16 protein-coding genes are annotated in these 19,779 nt (G+C 64.4%); 9 read left to right on the top strand and 7 right to left on the bottom strand.

What is annotated here, in order from left to right:
• The first annotated feature begins 201 nt into the window (after positions 1-201).
• The 3 genes from QX071_RS30460 to QX071_RS30450 are packed head-to-tail and all read left to right on the top strand — an operon-like array spanning position 202 to position 3,100.
• A complete protein-coding gene (locus QX071_RS30460; RefSeq protein ID WP_315702911.1) occupies positions 202-1,335 on the top strand; it encodes an ABC transporter permease in 1,134 nt (377 codons plus the stop codon).
• Positions 1,332-2,048 carry an ABC transporter ATP-binding protein gene (locus QX071_RS30455; protein WP_315702910.1) on the top strand — a complete coding sequence of 239 codons (717 nt, stop codon included), beginning with the start codon at positions 1,332-1,334 and terminating at the stop codon, positions 2,046-2,048. The genes QX071_RS30460 and QX071_RS30455 overlap by 4 nt, the downstream gene beginning before the upstream one ends.
• Positions 2,045-3,100 (top strand): HlyD family secretion protein, encoded by a 1,056-nt coding sequence (locus QX071_RS30450; protein WP_315702909.1) that lies wholly within the window; start codon positions 2,045-2,047, stop codon positions 3,098-3,100. Before QX071_RS30455 ends, QX071_RS30450 begins: the two co-directional genes overlap by 4 nt.
• Positions 3,101-3,142: 42 nt before the next feature.
• On the opposite strand, the gene glpK is transcribed toward QX071_RS30450, so the two are convergent.
• From glpK to QX071_RS30415, 7 genes are all read right to left on the bottom strand, one after another.
• On the bottom strand, positions 3,143-4,645 hold the full coding sequence (glpK, locus tag QX071_RS30445; protein ID WP_315702908.1) for a glycerol kinase GlpK: 1,503 nt from the start codon (positions 4,643-4,645) through the stop codon (positions 3,143-3,145).
• Between the two features lie 394 nt (positions 4,646-5,039).
• Positions 5,040-5,813, bottom strand: a complete 774-nt coding sequence (locus QX071_RS30440; protein ID WP_315702907.1) for an SDR family oxidoreductase — start codon at positions 5,811-5,813, stop codon at positions 5,040-5,042.
• Positions 5,814-5,919: 106 nt separating this feature from the next.
• Positions 5,920-7,062 carry a pimeloyl-CoA dehydrogenase small subunit gene (pimD, locus tag QX071_RS30435; RefSeq protein WP_315702906.1) on the bottom strand — a complete coding sequence of 381 codons (1,143 nt, stop codon included), beginning with the start codon at positions 7,060-7,062 and terminating at the stop codon, positions 5,920-5,922.
• A 144-nt stretch (positions 7,063-7,206) separates the two neighbouring features.
• Positions 7,207-8,397, bottom strand: coding sequence for a pimeloyl-CoA dehydrogenase large subunit (gene pimC, locus QX071_RS30430; protein ID WP_315702905.1), 1,191 nt, complete (start codon positions 8,395-8,397; stop codon positions 7,207-7,209).
• A 204-nt stretch (positions 8,398-8,601) separates the two neighbouring features.
• Positions 8,602-9,789 (bottom strand): acetyl-CoA C-acyltransferase, encoded by a 1,188-nt coding sequence (locus QX071_RS30425; protein ID WP_315702904.1) that lies wholly within the window; start codon positions 9,787-9,789, stop codon positions 8,602-8,604.
• Positions 9,790-9,801: 12 nt separating this feature from the next.
• On the bottom strand, positions 9,802-11,478 hold the full coding sequence (gene pimA / locus QX071_RS30420; RefSeq protein ID WP_315702903.1) for a dicarboxylate--CoA ligase PimA: 1,677 nt from the start codon (positions 11,476-11,478) through the stop codon (positions 9,802-9,804).
• 208 nt (positions 11,479-11,686) lie between these two features.
• Entirely contained in the window at positions 11,687-13,783 is a 2,097-nt protein-coding gene (locus tag QX071_RS30415) for a 3-hydroxyacyl-CoA dehydrogenase NAD-binding domain-containing protein (protein ID WP_315702902.1), read from the bottom strand.
• 196 nt (positions 13,784-13,979) lie between these two features.
• On the opposite strand from QX071_RS30415, the gene QX071_RS30410 reads away from it, so the two are divergent.
• From QX071_RS30410 to QX071_RS30385, 6 genes are all read left to right on the top strand, one after another.
• Entirely contained in the window at positions 13,980-14,852 is an 873-nt protein-coding gene (locus tag QX071_RS30410) for an IclR family transcriptional regulator (RefSeq protein WP_315702901.1), read from the top strand.
• A 63-nt stretch (positions 14,853-14,915) separates the two neighbouring features.
• Positions 14,916-15,713 carry an ABC transporter ATP-binding protein gene (locus tag QX071_RS30405; protein WP_315702900.1) on the top strand — a complete coding sequence of 266 codons (798 nt, stop codon included), beginning with the start codon at positions 14,916-14,918 and terminating at the stop codon, positions 15,711-15,713.
• Positions 15,710-16,423, top strand: coding sequence for an ABC transporter ATP-binding protein (locus QX071_RS30400; protein ID WP_315702899.1), 714 nt, complete (start codon positions 15,710-15,712; stop codon positions 16,421-16,423). Before QX071_RS30405 ends, QX071_RS30400 begins: the two co-directional genes overlap by 4 nt.
• A gap of 11 nt (positions 16,424-16,434) precedes the next feature.
• Complete coding sequence (locus QX071_RS30395) at positions 16,435-17,313, top strand: branched-chain amino acid ABC transporter permease (protein ID WP_315702898.1); 879 nt, start codon at positions 16,435-16,437, stop codon at positions 17,311-17,313.
• Positions 17,314-17,316: 3 nt separating this feature from the next.
• The gene (locus QX071_RS30390; RefSeq protein ID WP_315702897.1) at positions 17,317-18,333 is read left to right on the top strand and encodes a branched-chain amino acid ABC transporter permease; all 1,017 of its coding nucleotides are present in this window, start codon (positions 17,317-17,319) and stop codon (positions 18,331-18,333) included.
• A 42-nt stretch (positions 18,334-18,375) separates the two neighbouring features.
• Positions 18,376-19,602, top strand: coding sequence for an ABC transporter substrate-binding protein (locus QX071_RS30385; protein WP_315702896.1), 1,227 nt, complete (start codon positions 18,376-18,378; stop codon positions 19,600-19,602).
• The last annotated feature ends 177 nt before the right edge of the window (positions 19,603-19,779 follow it).

Raw genomic sequence — 19,779 nt, 5'->3', positions numbered from 1 at the left:
ATCAGCGCAGCCGTTCCAAAATTGGTCTGCCCTGCCATGGAAACGGCCAATCGATGGCGTTGATCGACTCTGGCTGCGCCCCAGCCGCCCTCCCACCGCGCCATCCCCGATGGTGCCGGTGACTTCCACAGTGCAACGCTTCGACGTGGACTTCATTTCCCGAAACGGATGAAATGGATCAAAATCGATGGTTCGCAGTCCATGTCGCTGAGATTCAGGCTCGCTTCCCGAAACCTGTTTCATGACCGGCTGAGATTCGTGGCGACGATCGTCGGCATCGTCTTTTCCATCGTGCTCGTGACGCTGCAGATGGGCCTCTATGTCGGCTTCCGGCGCACGGTCACTACCATGATCGATCATTCGGCAGCCAATCTTTGGATCGTGCCGGCCGGCACCAAATGTTTCGAGGATCCGTCGCTGCTGGACGAACGTCAGCGATTTCGAGCGCTGGCGATCGACGGCGTGGTCGAAGCCGCTCCCCTTGTGATCGGTTACGCCCAGTGGCGGCTGCCCAATGGCACCACGACACCTGTCTTCGTGGTCGGTTCCGAACTGCAAGGGCTGGGATTGCATCCGTGGAACGTGGTCGCCGGCCGCACCGACGACCTCGCAATTCCCGGCGCCGTGGCCATCGACCAATCCTATTTCGATCGGCTCGGCGTCAGGGGACCGGGCGAAAACGCCGAAATTCGCGATCAGGCCGTGCAGGTGGCGGCGGTGACCAGGGGCATCCGCTCGTTCACGACGACGCCCTATGTCTTCACCGATGTCAATCGCGCACGCGCCTACACTGGAACATCGCAGCAAAAGGCGTCTTATCTCCTGGTGCGGCTGTCTCCCGAGGCCGACATCAACCGGGTCAGACAGGATTTGCGCGCAAGCCTTTCCGACGTGGAGGTCCTGACCGCGGGCGAATTTCGCAACCGCAGCAGGTCGTTCTGGCTATTCGGAACCGGCGCCGGCGCCGCGCTGTTCGCAGGCGCCCTGCTGGGCTTCATCGTCGGCACCGTGATCGTTGCCCAGACGCTGTATTCAAGCACCAAGGATCACCTGAACGAGTTCGCAACCTTGCGCGCCATCGGATCGTCCAGCAGCTACATCTACACGGTGATCATCTGGCAGGCGCTGCTCAGCGCCATCATCGGATTTTGCGGCGCAGCGGGCGTCAGTGCGGTCGTGGTCAGGATGACCGCCGAATCGGCGCTGCCCATCGTCATGACGCCGACATTGACGCTGGGTCTTCTGCTCCTGACCGTCGTCATGTGCGTCGGATCCGGCGTGGCCGCGATCGTCCAGGTCATGCGCATCGACCCCACCCTGGTGTTCACGCGATGACCGAGCCGCTCCTCGAGGCTGATAACATCGTGCAGTTCCTCGGACAGGGAGCCGGTCGCGTGCAGGCGCTGAAGGGTGTGAGCCTGTCGTTAGACGGCGGCGAGCTGGTGCTGCTGATGGGCCCTTCGGGCAGCGGCAAGACGACGCTGCTCTCGATCCTCGGGTGCCTGATGACGCCGGCGAGCGGGAGCGTCCGGATCGGCGGCCAATCGATCAGCGGCGCCGATGCGGAGGCGCTGGCCAAGCTGCGGCGCGATCACATCGGCTTCGTCTTCCAATCCTACCATCTGTTTCCGACGCTGACCGCCGAGGAGAACATCCGCCTCGCCCTCGATGTCCGCGGGCAATCCTCGCGAACCGCGGTGAAGGCGGCACGGGACGCGCTGGCCATGGTCGGCCTTGCCCACAAGCGGAAATCCTTCCCACTTCAACTCAGCGGCGGCGAGCAGCAACGCGTCGCGATCGCGCGGGCGATCGTCGGAAACACACGGGCGATCCTGGCGGACGAGCCGACCGGCGCGCTCGATGCCGAGAACGGCCAGGCCATCATGACCTTGCTCGCCGACATCGCCAAGGACCGCTCGCGCGCGGTGCTCGTCGTCACCCACGATCCACGCATCCTGCCGTTCGCCAACCGCATCATTCATATCGAAGACGGCCGGATCATCGAAGGCGAGCCCACAAGCCCAGCCAAGAGAGTATCGAACTCATGATCGCGTCCAACGGCAGCAAGACCAACACCACAAGCAAGGCTGCTCTTCTTGCCGTGCTCTATGCGGTTATCGTGACGGTGCCGCTGGCCTGCATCGGCCCGGGCGCGCCGGCGCAAGCCGCGGGCAACGAACCGGCCGACAAGAATTGGCTGGCGGTGGCCCCAGGACGGGTCGAGCCGGTGTCGGGCACCGTCAAGCTCGCCGCCCCCGTGATCGGCGTGATCGACAAGGTGCTGGTCAAGGCGGGCGACACGGTCGCAGCAGACGAGCCGCTGATCCGATTGAACGACAGCGAGGCGCGGGCGCAACTGGCCTCCGCCGAAGCCCAGGTCGACATGCGCAAGCGCGTGCGCAACAAGGAGGCGCCGTCATCATCCGCCACGCGGCGCCGCGCCGAAGATGCTGTCGCCGACGCCGAGACCGCGGTCTACGAGGCGAGAGCCCTGTTCGACAAGACGAGTGCCGACAAGCGCGCCGGCCAGACCAACGCGGATGTCGACGCCGCCCGTACGGGACTGACCCGCGCCGAGGCGAGGCTTTCGCAGCAAAATGACGAGCTGCGCCGCGCCACCGACGAGGCGCCGTTACCGACGGTGTCGGAAGGCGAATACAGCGTGTCGCTCGCCAATCTGCAGGCGGCCCGGGCCGGATTGCAAAAGCTGACCATCCGCGCGCCGACCGCCGGCACCGTCCTGCAGGTCAATGCCCGGCGCGGAGAATTGGCGTCGCCATCGGCCACGCCGCCGCTGGCGCTGCTGGGCGATGTCTCCGCCTTGCGGGTACGCGCCGAGGCGGACGAGCGCGACATCGACAAGATCAAGGCCGGGCAAACCGTGGTGGTGCGCTCCGCCGCCTTCCGCGGCCGCGACATGGCCGGCAAGGTCGCCTCGGTCGCGCCCTTGGTCGAGCAGGGACGCAACGCCACGCTCAGCCAGCGCAACCTGACCGACGTGGACGTGGTGGAAGTGCTGATCGACCTGAACGAGCCTGGCCCGCTGGTGACAGGCATGAAGGTCGACGTGTATTTCCAGAAGGAGACTGCGTCGCAGTGAGGTTTCAGCACGCAGCCTGAGGCGAGCCTCTCGCCTCAGGCTTTATTCCCCCTCGTCGCTCGCCAGCACGCCCTTCACCGCACGCGCCCAGCCGGCGAGCTTGCGCGCGCGGGTGGCGGCGCTCATCACCGGCCTGAAGCGATGTTCGAGCCGCCAATTGTCGGCGAACTTCTCCGGCTCCGGATAGACGCCTGCCTTGAGGCCGGCGAGATAGGCGGCGCCAAGCGCTGTGGTCTCCTGGATCATCGGACGATCGACGGGCGCATCGAGCAGATCGGCCAGGCGCTGCATGGTCCAGTCCGAGGCCGTCATGCCGCCGTCGACGCGCAGCACGATGGTCGCGGCGTCAGCATCCGGCCAGTCGGCGCGCATCGCCGCCCACAGATCGTAGGTCTGGTAGCAGACGCTCTCGAGCACGGCATGCGCCAGCTCCGCCGGACCGGTGTTGCGGGTCAGCCCGAACAGCGCACCACGCACGCGCGGATTCCAGTACGGCGCGCCCATGCCGACGAAGGCGGGCACGAGATAGACGCTCTGCAGCGAATCCGACTGGTCGGCGAGCGGGCCGGTCTCGGCGGCGTGCTTGATGATCCCGAGGCCATCGCGCAGCCATTGCACGGCCGAGCCCGCCACAAAGATCGAGCCTTCCAGCGCGTAAGTGCGTTCACCATTGAGCTGATAGGCGATGGTGGTGAGCAGCTTGTTCTTGGAGACGACCGGCGTGCTGCCGGTGTTGAGCAGCGCGAAGCAGCCGGTGCCGTAGGTCGATTTCATCATACCCGGCGTGAAGCAGGCCTGGCCGATCGTGGCAGCCTGCTGATCGCCGGCGATGCCGGAAATCGCGATCGATCCGCCGAACAGTTCCGGCACCGTCTCGCCGAAATGCGCCGACGAATCCTTCACCTCCGGGAGCATCGAGCGCGGCACGCGCAGGATGGAGAGCAGCTCATCGTCCCATTCGCCGCTGTGGATATTGAACAGCAGCGTGCGTGAGGCATTGGTGGCGTCGGTCGCGTGGACCTTGCCGCCGGTGAGCCGCCACAACAAATAGCAGTCAACCGTGCCGAACATGAGCTCACCGCGTTCGGCGCGCTCGCGCGCACCGGGCACGTGGTCGAGAATCCAGGCCACCTTGGTGCCCGAGAAATAGGGATCGATGATCAGGCCCGTTTTCTGCGAGATGATCGGCTCGAGGCCTTCGGCCTTCAGCCTCGCGCAGATGTCGGCGGTACGGCGATCCTGCCAGACGATGGCCCGATGCACCGCCTGCCCCGTGGCGCGATCCCAAACCACGGTGGTCTCGCGCTGGTTGGTGATGCCGATCGCGGCGATGTCCTTCGCCGCAAGACCGGCGCGCTCCAGCGCGTCGCGACAGGTCATGACGGTCGAGGTCCAGATGTCCTCCGGCTCGTGCTCGACCCAGCCGGAGGCCGGAAAATGCTGCGGGAATTCCTGCTGCGCGACAGCGGCAATCGAGATGTCGGAGCGGAACACCATCGCGCGCGAGGACGTGGTGCCCTGATCGATGGCCAGCACGAAAGACATGGGGGTTTCTTCCCGACAGAATGGTTGACGACGTTGGGCCGACAAGCAAGCGGATCAGGAGCGCGAGGTCAAGGTGGAGCCCGCATGTGCGACGCCCCCTCCCCAAGAGGGGCAGGGCGATCGCATATGGGGAAAAACTCGGCCGACGATCTCTCCCGCGGCCGTCCTTCGAGACGCTCGCCTCCGGCGAGCTCCTCAGGACGAGCGCTTGTTTTTGAGCAAAATGGCAGACCCTCATGGTGAGGAGCGCCGCATGCGGCGCGTCTCCGGACGATGCTACGCATCGCCGGGAGAACCATGAGGCCCCGGTCCAGTTTGCGCCATATGCGATCGTCTTGCCGAGAGGCGGAGGGTAAAGACCGTGCGCCGCGCTGCCGCTCGGCGACGAGAGTGCCTAGACCGCAGCCGTGGTCACGCCGCCGTCGACCACGATGGTCTGGCCGGTCATGAAGGTCGAGGCATCCGAGGCGAGATAGGCGACCGCGCCAGCGATCTCATGCGGCTCGCCGATGCGGCGCAGCGGCGTGGTGGCGCAGCGCTGCTTGAGCCGCTCTTCGTCCTCCCACAGCGCGCGGGCAAAGTCGGTCTTGATCAGGCCGGGCGCGACGCAATTGATCCGCACGCCCTGCGGTCCCCATTCGCCGGCAAGGCTGCGGCAGAGCGCGAAATCCGCGGCTTTCGAGATGCCGTAGGCGCCGATCACGGTCGAACCGCGCAAGCCACCGATCGAGGACACGATGATGACCGAGCCCTTAGCCCGCGCGGCCATCGGCGGGATCGCCTTGGCGCAGAGCCACAGATTGCTCTTGACGTTCGAGGCCATGATCTTGTCGAAGGCCTCGTCGCTGATGTCGAGCAGCGGGCCATAATAGGGATTCACCGCCGCGTTGCAGACGAGGATGTCGACCTGGCCGTAATGCTTGACCGCGCCGTCGATCAGCGCATCGACCTCGGGCCGGCGCGCGATGTTGCAGGCGATGACATGGGCATCGCCGCCGCGCGAGCGAATGCCGGCCGCGACCTCTTCACAGGCATCCGCCTTGCGGCTGGAGATCACGACTTTTGCGCCGAGTTGCGCCAGCAATTCGGCAGAGGCACGGCCGATGCCGCGGCTCGAGCCGGTGATGACGGCGACCTGTCCTGTGAGATCGAAGGGGATGTTCTTCATGACAGTGCTCTCTCCTTCGTCATTGCGAGCGAAGCGACGCAATCCAGAGCCGACGTCAAGGCTCTGGATTGCTTCGTCGCTTCGCTCCTCGCAATAACGCTCCGGCCTAGATCAGCCCGCCCGCTTCAGCCACGCGCCGCTGGTGATAGTCGGTATCACCCAAGGTGGTCTCGATCATCGACAGCCGCTTGAAGTAATGGCCGATCTTGGCCTCCATCGTCATGCCGATGCCGCCATGGAGCTGGATCGACTGCTGGCCGACGAACTTGGCCGATTTGCCGACCTGCACCTTTGCCGCCGCGATCGCGGTTGCGCGCTCCTTGGCGTCCTCGAAATCGCTTGCCATGGTCGCGAACATCGACATCGACCGCGCCTGCTCCAGCGCAACGAACATGTCGGCGGCACGGTGTTGCAACGCCTGGAACGAGCCGATGGCGACGCCGAACTGCTTGCGGGTCTTGATGTACTCGACCGTGGTCTTGAGCGATTCATCCATCAAGCCGACCGCCTCCGCGCAGAGCGCAACGCGCGCCTCATCCGCGACGCGCTCGATCAGCGGCAGCGCGTTCTCGGGGTCGCCGATCGCTGCGTCTGCGCCGACCTCGACGCCGGTGAAAGTGATGTCGGCGGCATGCAGGCCATCCTGGGTCGGATAACCCTTCCTGGTAACGCCCTTCGCATCGGCCGGCACGATGAAGACGCCGACGCCGCTCTTGTCGCGCTGCGCGCCTGCCGTGCGCGCGGTGACGACCAAGGTGTCCGCATTCTCGCCGTTGAGCACGACGAATTTTTCGCCGTCGATGATCCAGCCGTCGCCCTTCCTCTTGGCCGACGTCGTCACATCGAACAGATCATAGCGCGACTGCTTCTCGAGCTGCGCGAAGGCAAAGGTCTTGCTGCCGTCGATGATCCCCGGCAGATGCGCTTCCTTCTGCGCGGCCGAACCGCCATGACGGAGGAAGCCGCCGGCGATGACAACCGTGGCAAGATAAGGCTCGAGCACGAGCGAGCGGCCCATCGCCTCCATCACGATCATGGTCTCGACGCCGCCGGCCCCGAAGCCGCCGTCGTTTTCAGAGAACGGCAGGCCGAGCAACCCCTGCTCGGCGAGCTTGGACCAGATCGCCCGGCTCCAGCCGCCTTTCTCCTTCATGTAGGTCTTGCGCTTGTCGAATTCGTAGGCATCCGCCAGCAGGCCGTCGATGCTTTCTTTCAGGAGCCGCTGCTCCTCGGACAGATCAAAATCCATGTTGTGTATCCTTGTACCCGGAATTCATCGTCGGCGTCATTCCGGGACGCGCCGCAAGGCGCGGGCCCGGAATCCATACTCACGATGGTGGTTATGGATTCCGGGCTCGCCGCTCACGCGGCGCCCCGGAATGACAGGAGAGCATCACAGCCCCAGCACCGCCTTCGAGATGATGTTGCGTTGGATCTCGTTCGAGCCGCCATAGATCGAAACCTTGCGGTTGTTGAAGTAGCTCGGCGCGATCTGCGCGGTCCAATCCATGGTCTCGTTGGAATCCTCGTCGCCATGGACGTCGTAAGGCGCCGCGAACGGGCCGATCACTTCCATCAGAAGCTCGGTGGTGGTCTGCTGGATCTCCGAACCCTTGATCTTCAGCACCGAGGAGGCCGGGTTCGGCTTGCCCTTGCCGTGCTTGCCTTCATCGGCCACGACGCGGAGCTGAGTGAGTTCAAGCGCCTTCAGCTCGATCTCGCAGGCGGTGAGCTTCTCCCGGAAGGCGGGATCTTCGAGGATCGGCCGGCCGCCGGCCTCGACCTTGGCGGCGAGTTCCTTGATGCGGCGAATGCGCTCCTTGGAAAGGCCGACGCGGGCGATCCCGGTGCGCTCATTGCCGAGCAGGAACTTGGCGTAGTCCCAGCCCTTGTTCTCCTCGCCGATCAGGTTCTCGTATGGCACCTCGACGTCGTCGAAGAACACCTCGTTGACCTCATGGCCGCCATCGATGGTCTGGATCGGACGGACGGTGACGCCCTTCGACTTCATGCTGAACACGATGAAGGAGATGCCCATCTGCTTCTTCGCGCTCGGATCGGTGCGGCAGAGACAGAAGATCATGTCGGCATATTGCGCGAGAGTGGTCCAGGTCTTCTGGCCGTTGATGATCCACTTGTCGCCTTTGCGCTCGGCCTTGGTCTTGAGCGAAGCGAGGTCGGATCCCGAGCCCGGCTCGGAGAAGCCCTGGCACCACCAGTCATCGACATTGGCGATGCGCGGCAGATACTTCTTCTTCTGCTCCTCGTTGCCGAAGGTGTAGATGACAGGACCGACCATCGACACGCCGAAGGCGAGTGGCTGCGGCGCCGGATAGGCCTGCAGCTCCTCGTTGAAGATGTAGTGCTGCACCGAGGTCCAGCCGGTGCCGCCATATTCCTCCGGCCAGTGCGAGACGCCCCAGCCCTTCTTGTTGAGGATGCGCCACCAGGTCACCATCTCGTCCTTCGACAGATGGCGGCCCTCGATCATCTTGCGCCGGGTCTCCGGTGGCACGTTGTCCTTGAAGAACTGCCGGACTTCCTCGCGGAACGCCTGCTCTTCCTTCGTGAATGCGAGATCCATTGGATCCTCCCTAAGTATCCATCTAGCTCGTCTTGCTCTTCTGTCGTCCCCGCGAAAGCGGGGACCCCATAACCACCGGCCTCAGTCGCGACCAAAGGCGTCAGCCAGAACTGCCTCGAGCACCGCTGCGGCGTATGGGTCCCGGGACTGCGCTCCGGACAGCGCTTCGCGCTGCCGGGGCTCGCCCGGGACGACAGCTGTTCTTTACTGCAGCACCTCGAACAGGCCGGCCGCGCCCATGCCGCCGCCGACACACATGGTGACGACCGCATACTTTGCCTTGCGGCGGCGGCCTTCGATCAGCGCATGGCCCGTGAGCCGCGCGCCCGACATTCCATAAGGATGGCCGACCGCGATGGCGCCGCCATTGACGTTGATCTTCTCGGGATCGATGCCGAGCCTGTCGCGGCAATAGATCACCTGCACCGCGAAAGCCTCGTTCAATTCCCAGAGACCGATGTCGTCGACGGTGAGGCCATGGCGCTTCAGAAGCCGCGGCACCGCGAACACCGGCCCGATGCCCATCTCGTCGGGCTCGCAGCCATGCGCGACGAAGCCGCGGAAAATGCCGAGCGGCTGCAGGCCACGCTTGGCCGCTTCCGCATCGCTCATGATGACGCAGGCCGATGCACCGTCGGAGAGCTGGCTGGCATTGCCGGCGGTGACGCTGAAGCCGTCGCCGCGCACGGCCTTCAGGCCGGCGAGGCCTTCGGCTGTGGTTTCGGGGCGCGGACCTTCATCCTGCGACAACGTGACGTCCTTGAAGGAGACGTTGCCGGTCGCTTTGTCAGTCACCGCCATCTTGGTCGTGATCGGCGCCACTTCGTCGCTGAACTTGCCGCCCTGCTGCGCGGCGGCGGTGCGACGCTGGCTTTCCAGGGCATATTCATCCTGCCGCTCGCGCGAAATGCCGTAGCGCTTGGCGACGATCTCCGCGGTGTCGATCATCGGCATGTAGACATCGCCCTTGATCTCGAGCAGCGCGGGATCGGTGGCCTGGAAGGCGTTCATCTTGTCGTTCTGCACCAGCGAGATCGACTCGCCGCCACCACCGACCGCGATCTCGACACCGTCGAAGATCACCGAGCGCGCCGCGAGCGCGATCGCCTGCAGGCCGGAGGCGCATTGCCGATCGATCGTGGTGCCGCCGACCGAGACCGGCAGGCCGGCGCGGAGCAGCGCCTTGCGCGCGATGTTGCCGCCGGTGGAGCCCTGCTGCAGGGCGGCGCCCATCACGACGTCCTCGACCTCGGCCGGATCGATCTTGGCCCGCTTGACGGCTTCGCCGATGGCATGGCCGAGCAGCGTAGCGCCCCCGGTGGCATTGAGCGCGCCGCGATAGGCCTTGCCGATCGGGGTGCGGGCGGTGGAAACGATGACGGCATCGGTCATGGACGACCTCTCCTATTGTTGTTGCTGATGTTGTTGGGTTTGGATGGTTGAAGGTTGCTGCTGACGCAGTTCGTGGCGCGACAGCTTGCCGACCGGCGTCCGCGGCAGTTCGTCGACGAACGCAACCGCCGCCGGCAGCTCGTGCTTGCCGAGCTTGCCGGTCAGGAAGCTGCGGAGATCATCGATCGAGAACGGCTCGGCCCCGTCGCGCAGCTTGATGAAGGCCTTGGCGGCCTCGCCACGATAGGCATCGGGAATGCCGATCACGATCACCTCCTGCACCGCCGGATGGGTGTAGATCGCCTGCTCGATCATCTGCGGATAGACGTTGAAGCCGCCGGAGATGATCATGTCCTTCTTGCGGTCGACCAGGAAGAAATAGCCGTCGGCGTCGATATAGCCGATGTCGCCGGTCAGGAAGCGATCCCCGACGAAGGCTTCCGCCGTCTCCTGCGACCTGTTCCAGTAACCCTTGGTGACGTTCGGTCCCTTGATCCGGATTTCCCCGACCTCGCCGACACCGAGCACCCTGGTGGGATCGTCGAGCGACACCACGTCCATCTCGATCCCCGGCAGCATCAGCCCGATCGAGCCGGGCTTGTCCGGCCCGTCCTTGGGATGACCGGTGCCCGGCGAGCAGGTCTCGGTCATGCCCCAGCCGCTCCGCAACTTCATGCCGACCTTGCGCTCGAAGATGCGGGCGACCTCGACCGGCAGCGGCGCGCCGCCGGAGCCTGCCGACGTAAGCGACGACAGGTCGCGCTTGTCGAGATCGGGCAGGTTCGCGATCGCGATCCACATCGTCGGCACGCCGGGAAAATAGGTCGCGCGCTTGACCTCGATGTCGCGCATCACGGCCTCGACGTCGAACCGCTGATGCAGCGAGATCAGATTGCCGAGGCGCAGCGACGACAGCAGCACCACGGTCAGCGCGTAGATATGAAACAGCGGCAGCACGCAGATGACGCGTTCGCGCGCATTGCGCTCGGCGCGCGCCGGCTGGCCCCAGACCTCGTAGATCGACACCGCGGCCGTGAGATTGCCGTGGGTCAACATTGCGCCTTTCGGCAGGCCGGTGGTGCCGCCGGTATATTGCAGAAGCGCGATATCGTCCGGCGCGACAGCGGGCCATTGCGCCGGCGGGCTCGCGTCAGCGACGAACGCCCGATGCGTGATCACGGCCGCATGGCCGGGTAGCGGCGCTTGCGGCGTCCCGACCTTGCCCCAATGATCGTCCTCGCAGACGATCAGCCGGTCGAGCAGGCCCTTCTCGAGAAACTTCAATGCGGTCGGCAGCAGCGCGGCGAGATTCGAGGTGATCAGCACCCGCGCGCCGGAATCCTTCAGCTTGTGCGACAGCGCGATCTCGCCGTCGAGCGGAGACAGATGCACGACGCGCGCGCCGGCCTTGAGCGCGCCGAAGAAGTTGATCGGATGATCCGGCGTATTGCCGAGGAACAGCGCGACGGAGCTGCCCTTGCCGTAACCGGCACGCAGGAAAGCGGAAGCCGCCTGCTCGACCAGCGCCTGGAGCTGCCGGAAACTGATCGGGCGGTCGCGGAATTCGATCGCAACCTGATCATCATAATCGCGCACGGCCTGCGCGAGCAGATCAGGCAGGGTACCCCGCGCGATCGGCTCGTCCCAACGGACGCCTGCGGGATAGAATTGTTCACCTGGGTGGGTCATCGGTGCTCTGATGCTTCTTCTTGTAAGGTGAGCACGCACTCTCCGTTCCCTCCCCCCTTGCGGGGGAGGGTCAGGGTGGGGGGTGAGCCACAGGCACGGAGCCCGCGATATCCCCACCCCCGCCCCCTCCCCGCTGCCGACAATCGCTGCGCGATTGCGGCGAGGGCGAGGGGAGCGGAGCGCGGCAAGCGGATAGAGCTTCCTTGCATCAAGCCGCCTTCGACTCGGCCGCGAGCGAGGCGAAGCTTCGGCCTTCGTCGGCCAGCTTCTTCAGAAGCGGCGCCGGCTCGAGCGAGGGATCATTCGTCTCCTTGGCGTAGACGGCGAGGCGATCAGCGATATGCTTCAAGCCCACCGTGTCGGCCCAGTACATCGGGCCGCCGCGGTAGATCGGCCAGCCATAGCCATAGAGCCAGACCACGTCGATGTCCGAGGGGCGCGCCGCGATGCCTTCGGCGAGGATCTTCGCTCCCTCATTGATCATCGGATACATCATGCGCTCGAGGATCTCCTCGTCACTGACGGCGCGCTTCTTGCGGCCGAGCCGCGCCAGCGTCTCGTCGATCAGCTTCTCGACCTCGGGGTCGGGCAGTGGCGCACGCGAGCCCGCTTCATATTTGTAGTAGCCCTTGCCGGTCTTCTGGCCGAAGCGCCCGGCTTCGCACAGCGCATCCGCGATCTCGCTCTTGATGCCGCGGTCCTTGCGCGAGCGCCAACCGATATCGAGGCCGGCGAGATCGCCCATCGCGAACGGACCCATCGGCATGCCGAATTTTGTGACGACGGCGTCGACCTGCTGCGGCAATGCGCCCTCGAACAGCAGCTTCTCGGCCTGCTTGCCGCGCTGCGCCAGCATGCGGTTGCCGACGAAGCCGTCGCAGACGCCGACCACGACCGGCACCTTGGCGATCTTGCGCGCAATCGACACCGCCGTGACCAGCGCGTCCGACGCGGTCTTCTCGGCGCGCACGATCTCGCACAGCTTCATCACGTTGGCAGGCGAGAAGAAGTGCATGCCGAGCACGTCCTGCGGCCGGCTGGTCTGCTTGGCGATCTCATCGATGTTGAGATAAGAGGTGTTGGTGGCGAGCACGGCGCCCGGCTTGGCAAACTGATCGAGCTTGCCGAACACCTCCTTCTTGACCGCCATGGTCTCGAACACCGCCTCGATGACGAGGTCGGCGTCCTTCACGTTCTCGAGGCCGACCACGCCAGTGATCAGCGCCATGCGCTTGGCGGGCGCATCCGCCGGGATGCCGCCGCGCGCGGCCGTCGCCTCCCAGTTCTTCTGCATGATGCCGAGGCCACGCTTGAGCTGCTCCTCGCCGGTCTCGACCAGGGTGACGGGAACTCCGGCATTGGCAAAAGACATCGCAATGCCGCCGCCCATGGTGCCGGCGCCGATGATCGCGACCTGCGCCACCGGGCGCGACTTCGTCCCCTCGGGCACGCCGGCGATCTTCGCCGCCTCGCGCTCGGCGAAGAAGGCATGACGCTGCGCCTTGGACTGATCGCTGGTGAGCAGGCGGAGGAAATCCTGGCGCTCCTTGCGCAAACCTTCGTCGAACGGCAGATCGATCGCATAGCCGACCGCGTCCGCGGCGGCGAACGGCGCCTCCAGCCCGCGCGCCTTCTTGGTGAGCGCTGCCACCGCGTTGGTGAAGATCGAACGATCGGCCTTGGCAGCCGCGAGCTTGGAGTCATCGTCGCGCAGCTTGCGCAACGGCCGCCCCTCCGCCACCAGCTTGCGCGCGAAGGCCTCGCCGCCGGCGGCCGGGCCCTCGACGATCTCCTCGATCAGGCCGGCCTTGTGCGCTTCTGCCGCACCGATCGGATCGCCGCCGACGATCATCTTGACCGCAAGCTCGGGACCCACGGCGCGCGGCAGCCGCTGGGTTCCGCCCGCGCCCGGCAACAGGCCAAGCTTCACTTCGGGCAGGCCGAGCTTGGCCTCCTTGGTCGCCACCCGATAATGACAAGCAAGCGCCACTTCGAGCCCGCCGCCGAGCGCGGTGCCGTGGATCGCGGCAATCACCGGCTTCGGGCTGTTCTCGATTGTGCTCAAGACATCGTTCAGCGCCGGCGGCTTCGGCGGCTTGCCGAACTCGGTGATGTCGGCGCCGGCGATGAAGGTGCGACCAGCACAGGTCAGCACGATGGCCTTGATCTTGGGATCGGCAACGGCGGCCTTGACGCATTCCAGAATGCCGCCGCGGACCGCGGCACTCAGCGCATTGACGGGCGGACTGTCGACGGTGACGATACCGACGATGTCATGGGACTCGAGCTTGACCACTTCGCTCACGCTGCGCTCCTTGGAATATCGTTTTCTTGTTAGCCGGTTAATTCGTGGCTCTTAGTTTGCGTCGAGTAGCTGCATTGTTTGCGTTTACCCGCTGCAGACACTTAATTCCGCACTGCGAAATTGTATTCCGCATCTTGACACGCACGGTTATTTTGAAGCACGACCGTTGTCAACGAAGCAATCGACCGCCGGTGAGATGAAACGTCCAGGGAAGAAAGCCGCGACCGATCGCAGCTTCGTCGTCGCGCTGTCCCGCGGGCTCGAGGTGCTGCGTGCATTCCGTCCGAATGACGGACTGCTCGGCAATCAGGAGATCGCCGCGCGCACCAACCTGCCCAAACCGACCGTCTCGCGTCTGACCTATACGTTGACCAAGCTCGGCTATCTGACGCCGGTGCCGCGCTTCGAGAAATATCAGTTGGCGCCCGCCGCGATGGCGCTCGGCTATGCCGCGCTTGCCAATCTCGGCGTGCGGCAGCTCTCCGAGCCGTTTCGCGAACAATTGATGCGGGAGACCGGCGGCGCGGTGGCGATCGGGGCGCGCGACCGGCTCAGCATGATCTATTTCGGGCAGAGCCGGAATGGTGTCGTCAATGTTCAACTTGACGTAGGCTCACGCATCCCGATCGCAACTACAGCGATGGGCCGTGCCTTCATCTGGGCGCTTCCGGACGACGAACGCGTTGCTCTCTTGCGCGAACTGCGCGAACATTACGGCAGCCGCTGGCCGAAGATGCGCGACGGAATCGAGCGTTCCGCGGAGACCGTCGCCAAGTACGGCTTTGCGATCTCCGCGGGAGAGTGGCAGGACGATGTGCATGCGGTCGGCGTCGCATTGAAACTCAACGACGGTACGGGACCGTACGCATTCAACTGCGGCGCGCCGGCCTTTCGCTTCACCGAAGAGCGCTTGCGCAACGACATTGGACCTCGCCTGGTGGCGATGGTAAGAAATATCGAAGCGGCGCTCGGAGGAATGGCGCTGCCAACAAATCAATCCAACAAAGATAACAACAAGAAGCCGAAGCCAGGAGGGAAAGTTGCCCGTGTTGCCGAGGGGATCAGATAGTCTTTATCAGTGTGATCAGGCGCCGCATCGATCCGCCCCGCTGCATGGCAGGGGCGAGGCGACATGACGCAGCCTCAGTTCGCGCAAGCTGCGGATCCGCTGCTTGCCGTGCGCGATGTCAGCGTCGTGTTCGGCGGCATCGTTGCGCTCAACGGCGTGTCCTTCGACATGCATTACGGCCAGATCCTCGGCCTGATCGGACCGAACGGCGCCGGCAAGACCACGCTGTTCAACTGTCTCTCCCGGCTATATCAGCCGAGCGCCGGCGACATCCTGATGGAGGGTCGCAGCATCCTGAAGCGGCCGCCGCATCGGATCGCCGAGATCGGCATCGGCCGCACCTTCCAGAATGTCGCACTGTTCCCCAATCTGTCCGTGCTCGACAATGTGCGCGTCGGCACCCACGCCCGCACATCGAGCGACATCATCTCGGATTCGCTCAAGCTCGTCTGGGTCCGCCGCAGCGAGGCCTCGGTCAACACCAAGGTCCATGAGATTCTGTCCTATCTCGACCTCGAAAGCGTCGCGCACAAGACGGTGTCGGGCCTGCCGTTCGGCACCCAGAAGCGGGTCGAACTGGCGCGCGCACTCGCCGCCGATCCCAAGATCCTGCTGCTAGACGAGCCGGCCGGCGGCCTCAACCATGAAGAAGTCCATGTGCTCGGCGACCTGATCCGCCGCATCCGCGACGAGCGCAAGGTCACCGTGCTCCTCGTCGAGCATCACATGGGCCTCGTGATGTCGATCGCCGACCACGTCGTCGCGCTGAATTTCGGCAAGAAGCTCGCGGAGGGCACCCCGGCCCAGGTGCAGGCCAATCCCGACGTCATCAAGGCCTATCTCGGGAGCAAGGACCAATGACCGTGCTCCTGAATGTGAAGGATCTTCGCGCCTATTACGGCCAGGTTCAGGCGCTGCACGGCCTCTCTTTCTCGCTCAACGAGGGTTCGCTCACGACGCTGCTCGGCGCCAATGGCGCCGGCAAGACCACCACCTTGCGGGCGATCTGCAACATGGTGCGGACGACCGGCGCGATCGAATTCGACGGCCGGCCACTCGCCAGCCGCTCGACCGAGAACATCGTCCGCCTCGGCATCGCCCACGTGCCGCAGGGCCGCGGCACTTTCACCAACATGACGGTGGAGGAGAACCTGCAGCTCGGCGCGATCACGCGCGGCGACAAGGCCAACATCGTCTCCGATATCGAGCGCATGTATGCCTATTTCCCGAAGTTGAAGGAGCGGCATACGCAGCAGGCCGGCACGCTGTCCGGCGGCGAGCAGCAGATGCTGGCGGTCGCCCGCGCGCTGATGCTGCGGCCCAGACTGATGCTGCTGGACGAGCCCTCGTTCGGGCTCGCGCCATTGATCGTGCGCGACCTGTTCAGGATCCTCGGCCAGATCAATCGCGAAGAGAAGGTCTCGCTCCTCGTGGTCGAGCAGAATGCGCAGCTCGCGCTCGAGCTCGCCGATCAGGCCTATGTGATCGAGACCGGCCGCATCGTAATGGCGGGGGCGGCCAAGGATATCTCGAACGACGAGAACGTCCGTAAATCCTATCTCGGTTATTGAAGGGAGCGGCCATGGAGCTTTTCACCAACCAGGTGCTGGCCGGCATCGCGACCGGGGCGATCTACGCCTGCATGGCGCTCGCCGTCGTGATGATCTACCAGGCGATCGACCATCTCAACTTCGCGCAGGGCGAGATGGCGATGTTCTCGACCTTCGTGTCCTGGCAGCTGATGCAATGGGGCCTGCCTTATTGGGCAGCCTTCCTGCTCACGCTGATCTTCTCCTTCATCGGAGGCATTGCGATCGAGCGCATTCTGTTCAAGCCGCTGGCCAAGGCGCCGATCCTGACCCAGGTCGCCGGCTTCATCGCGCTGTTCTCGATCATCAACTCCAGCGCAGGCCTGATCTGGGACTTCACCATCAAGCAGTATCCGACGCCGTTCGGCTCCTCGCCCTTCCTCGGCAGCCAGCTGATCTCGACCCACCAGGCCGGCATGATCGGCATCACCGTGCTGCTCCTGATCGGGCTCTATGTCTTCTTCCAATATACGCGCGTCGGCCTTGCGATGCGGGCGGCCGCTTCGGTGCCCGAATCGGCGCGGCTGGTCGGCATCAACACCTCCTGGATGATCGCGCTCGGCTGGGGCATGGCCGCGGCGATCGGCTCGATCGCCGGCATGCTGATTGCCCCGGTCGTGTTCCTGGAGCCCAACATGATGGGCGGCGTCCTGATTTATGGCTTCGCTGCCGCGGTGCTCGGAGGCCTCACGAGCCCGTTCGGCGCCGTCGTCGGCGGCTTCCTGGTCGGCATCTTCGAGAACCTGGCAGGCACCTATATCCCGGGCGTCGGCAACGAATTGAAGCTGCCGATCGCACTGGCGCTGATCATCACCGTCCTGGTCATCAAACCCGCAGGCCTGTTCGGCCGGCATATCGTCAAGCGAGTCTGATCCATGAGCGCAGTCGAGGAACTCGCAAGCCACGCACCCGCAGTCGAGGCCGTGCCGAAGCGGGCCATGACCTTGAGCTCCGGTACCGCCTTCGTGGTGGTGCTGCTGCTCCTGATTGTCCCGCTGTTCACCAAGAACTTCGTCATCTTCCAGATGACCATGCTCCTGATCTACGGACTGGCCGTGCTGGCGCTCAATATCCTGACCGGCGGCAGCGGCCAGTTCTCGCTCGGCCAGAGCGCGTTCTACGCCATCGGCGCCTACACCTCGGCGATCCTGATGGAGCAGTATGGCGTCAATTACGCGCTGACCTTGCCCGTGGCAGGCGTGGTCTGCTTCGGCGCGGGATTCTTGTTCGGCCAGCCGGCGCTACGGCTGTCCGGCGTCTACCTGGCGCTCGCGACCTTCGCGCTGGCGACCGCGATGCCGCAGCTGCTGAAGCTCGGATTCTTCGAGCCATGGACCGGCGGCGTGCAGGGGCTGGTGGTGACCAAGCCGGACGCGCCGTTCGGCCTGCCGATGTCGCAGGACATGTGGCTGTACTACTTCACGCTCGCGGTCACGATCGCGATCTATATCTTCTCGGTGAACCTGTTACGCTCTCGTTCCGGCCGCGCCTTCATGGCGATCCGCGACAACGAGATCGCAGCCTCCGCGATGGGGATCGACGTCGCCACCTACAAGACGCTGGCTTTCGGCGTCAGCGCCGGCATTACCGGCGTGGCCGGCGGTCTCGGCGCCATCGCCGTGCAATTCGTGGCACCTGACAGCTACACGATCACGCTGGCGATCTCGCTGTTCCTCGGCATGGTGGTCGGCGGCGTCGGCTGGCTGCCGGGCTCGTTCGTCGGCGCTGCCTTCATCATCTTCGTGCCGAACATGGCCGAGGGAATCTCCAAGGGCCTCTCCGGAGCGGTCTTCGGCGTGCTCTTGTTCCTGGTCATCTTCCTGGTGCCACACGGCGCTAGGCAGGTCGCCATGGTCGCCCAGCAGCTCATCGAGAAAGCGCGCAACCGCTGAGACCGTCTTCAAAGCAGTGCGATGCCGACCAGGAAGATAAATTTGCACGTCAGCCGAACGATCCGGATCGCGGCGCTCGCGACGGCAGTGGTCGCGCTCACCTCGGGCGCAGCACTTGCCCGGAAGAAATATGACCCCGGCGCGTCCGACAACGAGATCAAGATCGGCAACATCATGCCCTATAGCGGTCCGGCCTCCGCCTACGGGGTGATCGGCAAGACCGAACAGGCCTACTTCAACCAGATCAATGCAGAAGGCGGCATCAATGGCCGCAAGATCACGTTCGTCAGCTATGACGACGCCTATTCGCCACCGAAAGCAATCGAACAGATCCGCAAGCTGGTGGAGAGCGACGAAGTGCTCGCGGTTTTCAATCCGCTGGGCACGCCGTCGAACTCGGCAATTCAGACATATCTCAACTCAAAAAAAGTGCCGCAGCTCTTCGTCGCGAGCGGCGCCACAAAATGGAACGATCCAAAGAACTTTCCGTGGACCATGGGCTGGCAGCCGAGCTATCAGAACGAGGCGCACATCTATGCCAAGTACCTGTTGAAGGAAAAGCCCGGCGCCAAGATCGGCGTTCTGTTTCAGAACGACGATTTCGGCAAGGACTACTTGAAAGGCCTGCGAGACGGGCTCGGCGAGAAGGCCGGCTCGATGATCGTCGCGGAGGAGAGCTACGAGACCTCAGAACCCTCGATCGACGGCCACATCGTCAAGCTGAAGGCCTCCGGCGCCAACGTCTTCTTCAGCGTGGCCACGCCGAAATTCGCCGCCCAAGCGATCAAGAAACTCGCCGAGATCGACTGGCATCCGACGCACCTCCTGGTTAGCATCTCGGCCTCGGTGGGCAGCGTCATCCAGCCGGCGGGCTATGAGAACGCGCAAGACATCCTGTCGGCTGCCTATGCGAAGGATGCCGCCGATCCGCAGTGGGACAATGATCCCGGAATGAAGAAGTTTGCCGAATTTCTCCAACGGTACTATCCGGAGGGCAACAAGCTCGACAGCGCGACCGTCTATGGTTATGGCGCGGCGCAGACGCTGGTAAAGGTACTGCAGATGTGCGGCGACGATCTCACCCGCGCCAACGTCATGGAGCAGGCAGCGAGCCTGAAAGACTTTCAGCCGGACACGCTGCTGCCGGGAATCAAGATCAACACCGCGCCCGACGATTTTGCCCCGATCAAACAGCTCAAGATGATGCGCTTCAAGGGCCAGCAATGGGAATTGTTCGGTGATATCATGAGCGGTGAATTGGAGAAGTAAGCCGCGCCGCGGCAAGCCGATCCCGCAACGAATACCATCTCCAACGAGCCCCGGCGATGCGGGGCTTTTCTTTGCAATCGCGCCACTGGCCCGGATTCGTCTCTTCCCCTTGAAGACGGCGCGCGCCGCGCACGACGTCTGCCGCACTGCACCGTGACGCGTGCAGCGTGTCGGCGT

Origin of the sequence: Bradyrhizobium sp. SZCCHNS1022 (assembly GCF_032484835.1) — a bacterium.
In the GTDB taxonomy this organism is placed as follows: Bacteria; Pseudomonadota; Alphaproteobacteria; order Rhizobiales; family Xanthobacteraceae; genus Bradyrhizobium.
Note: the sequence above shows the minus strand (reverse complement) of the source record. Positions and strands in the feature narration are given on the sequence as shown.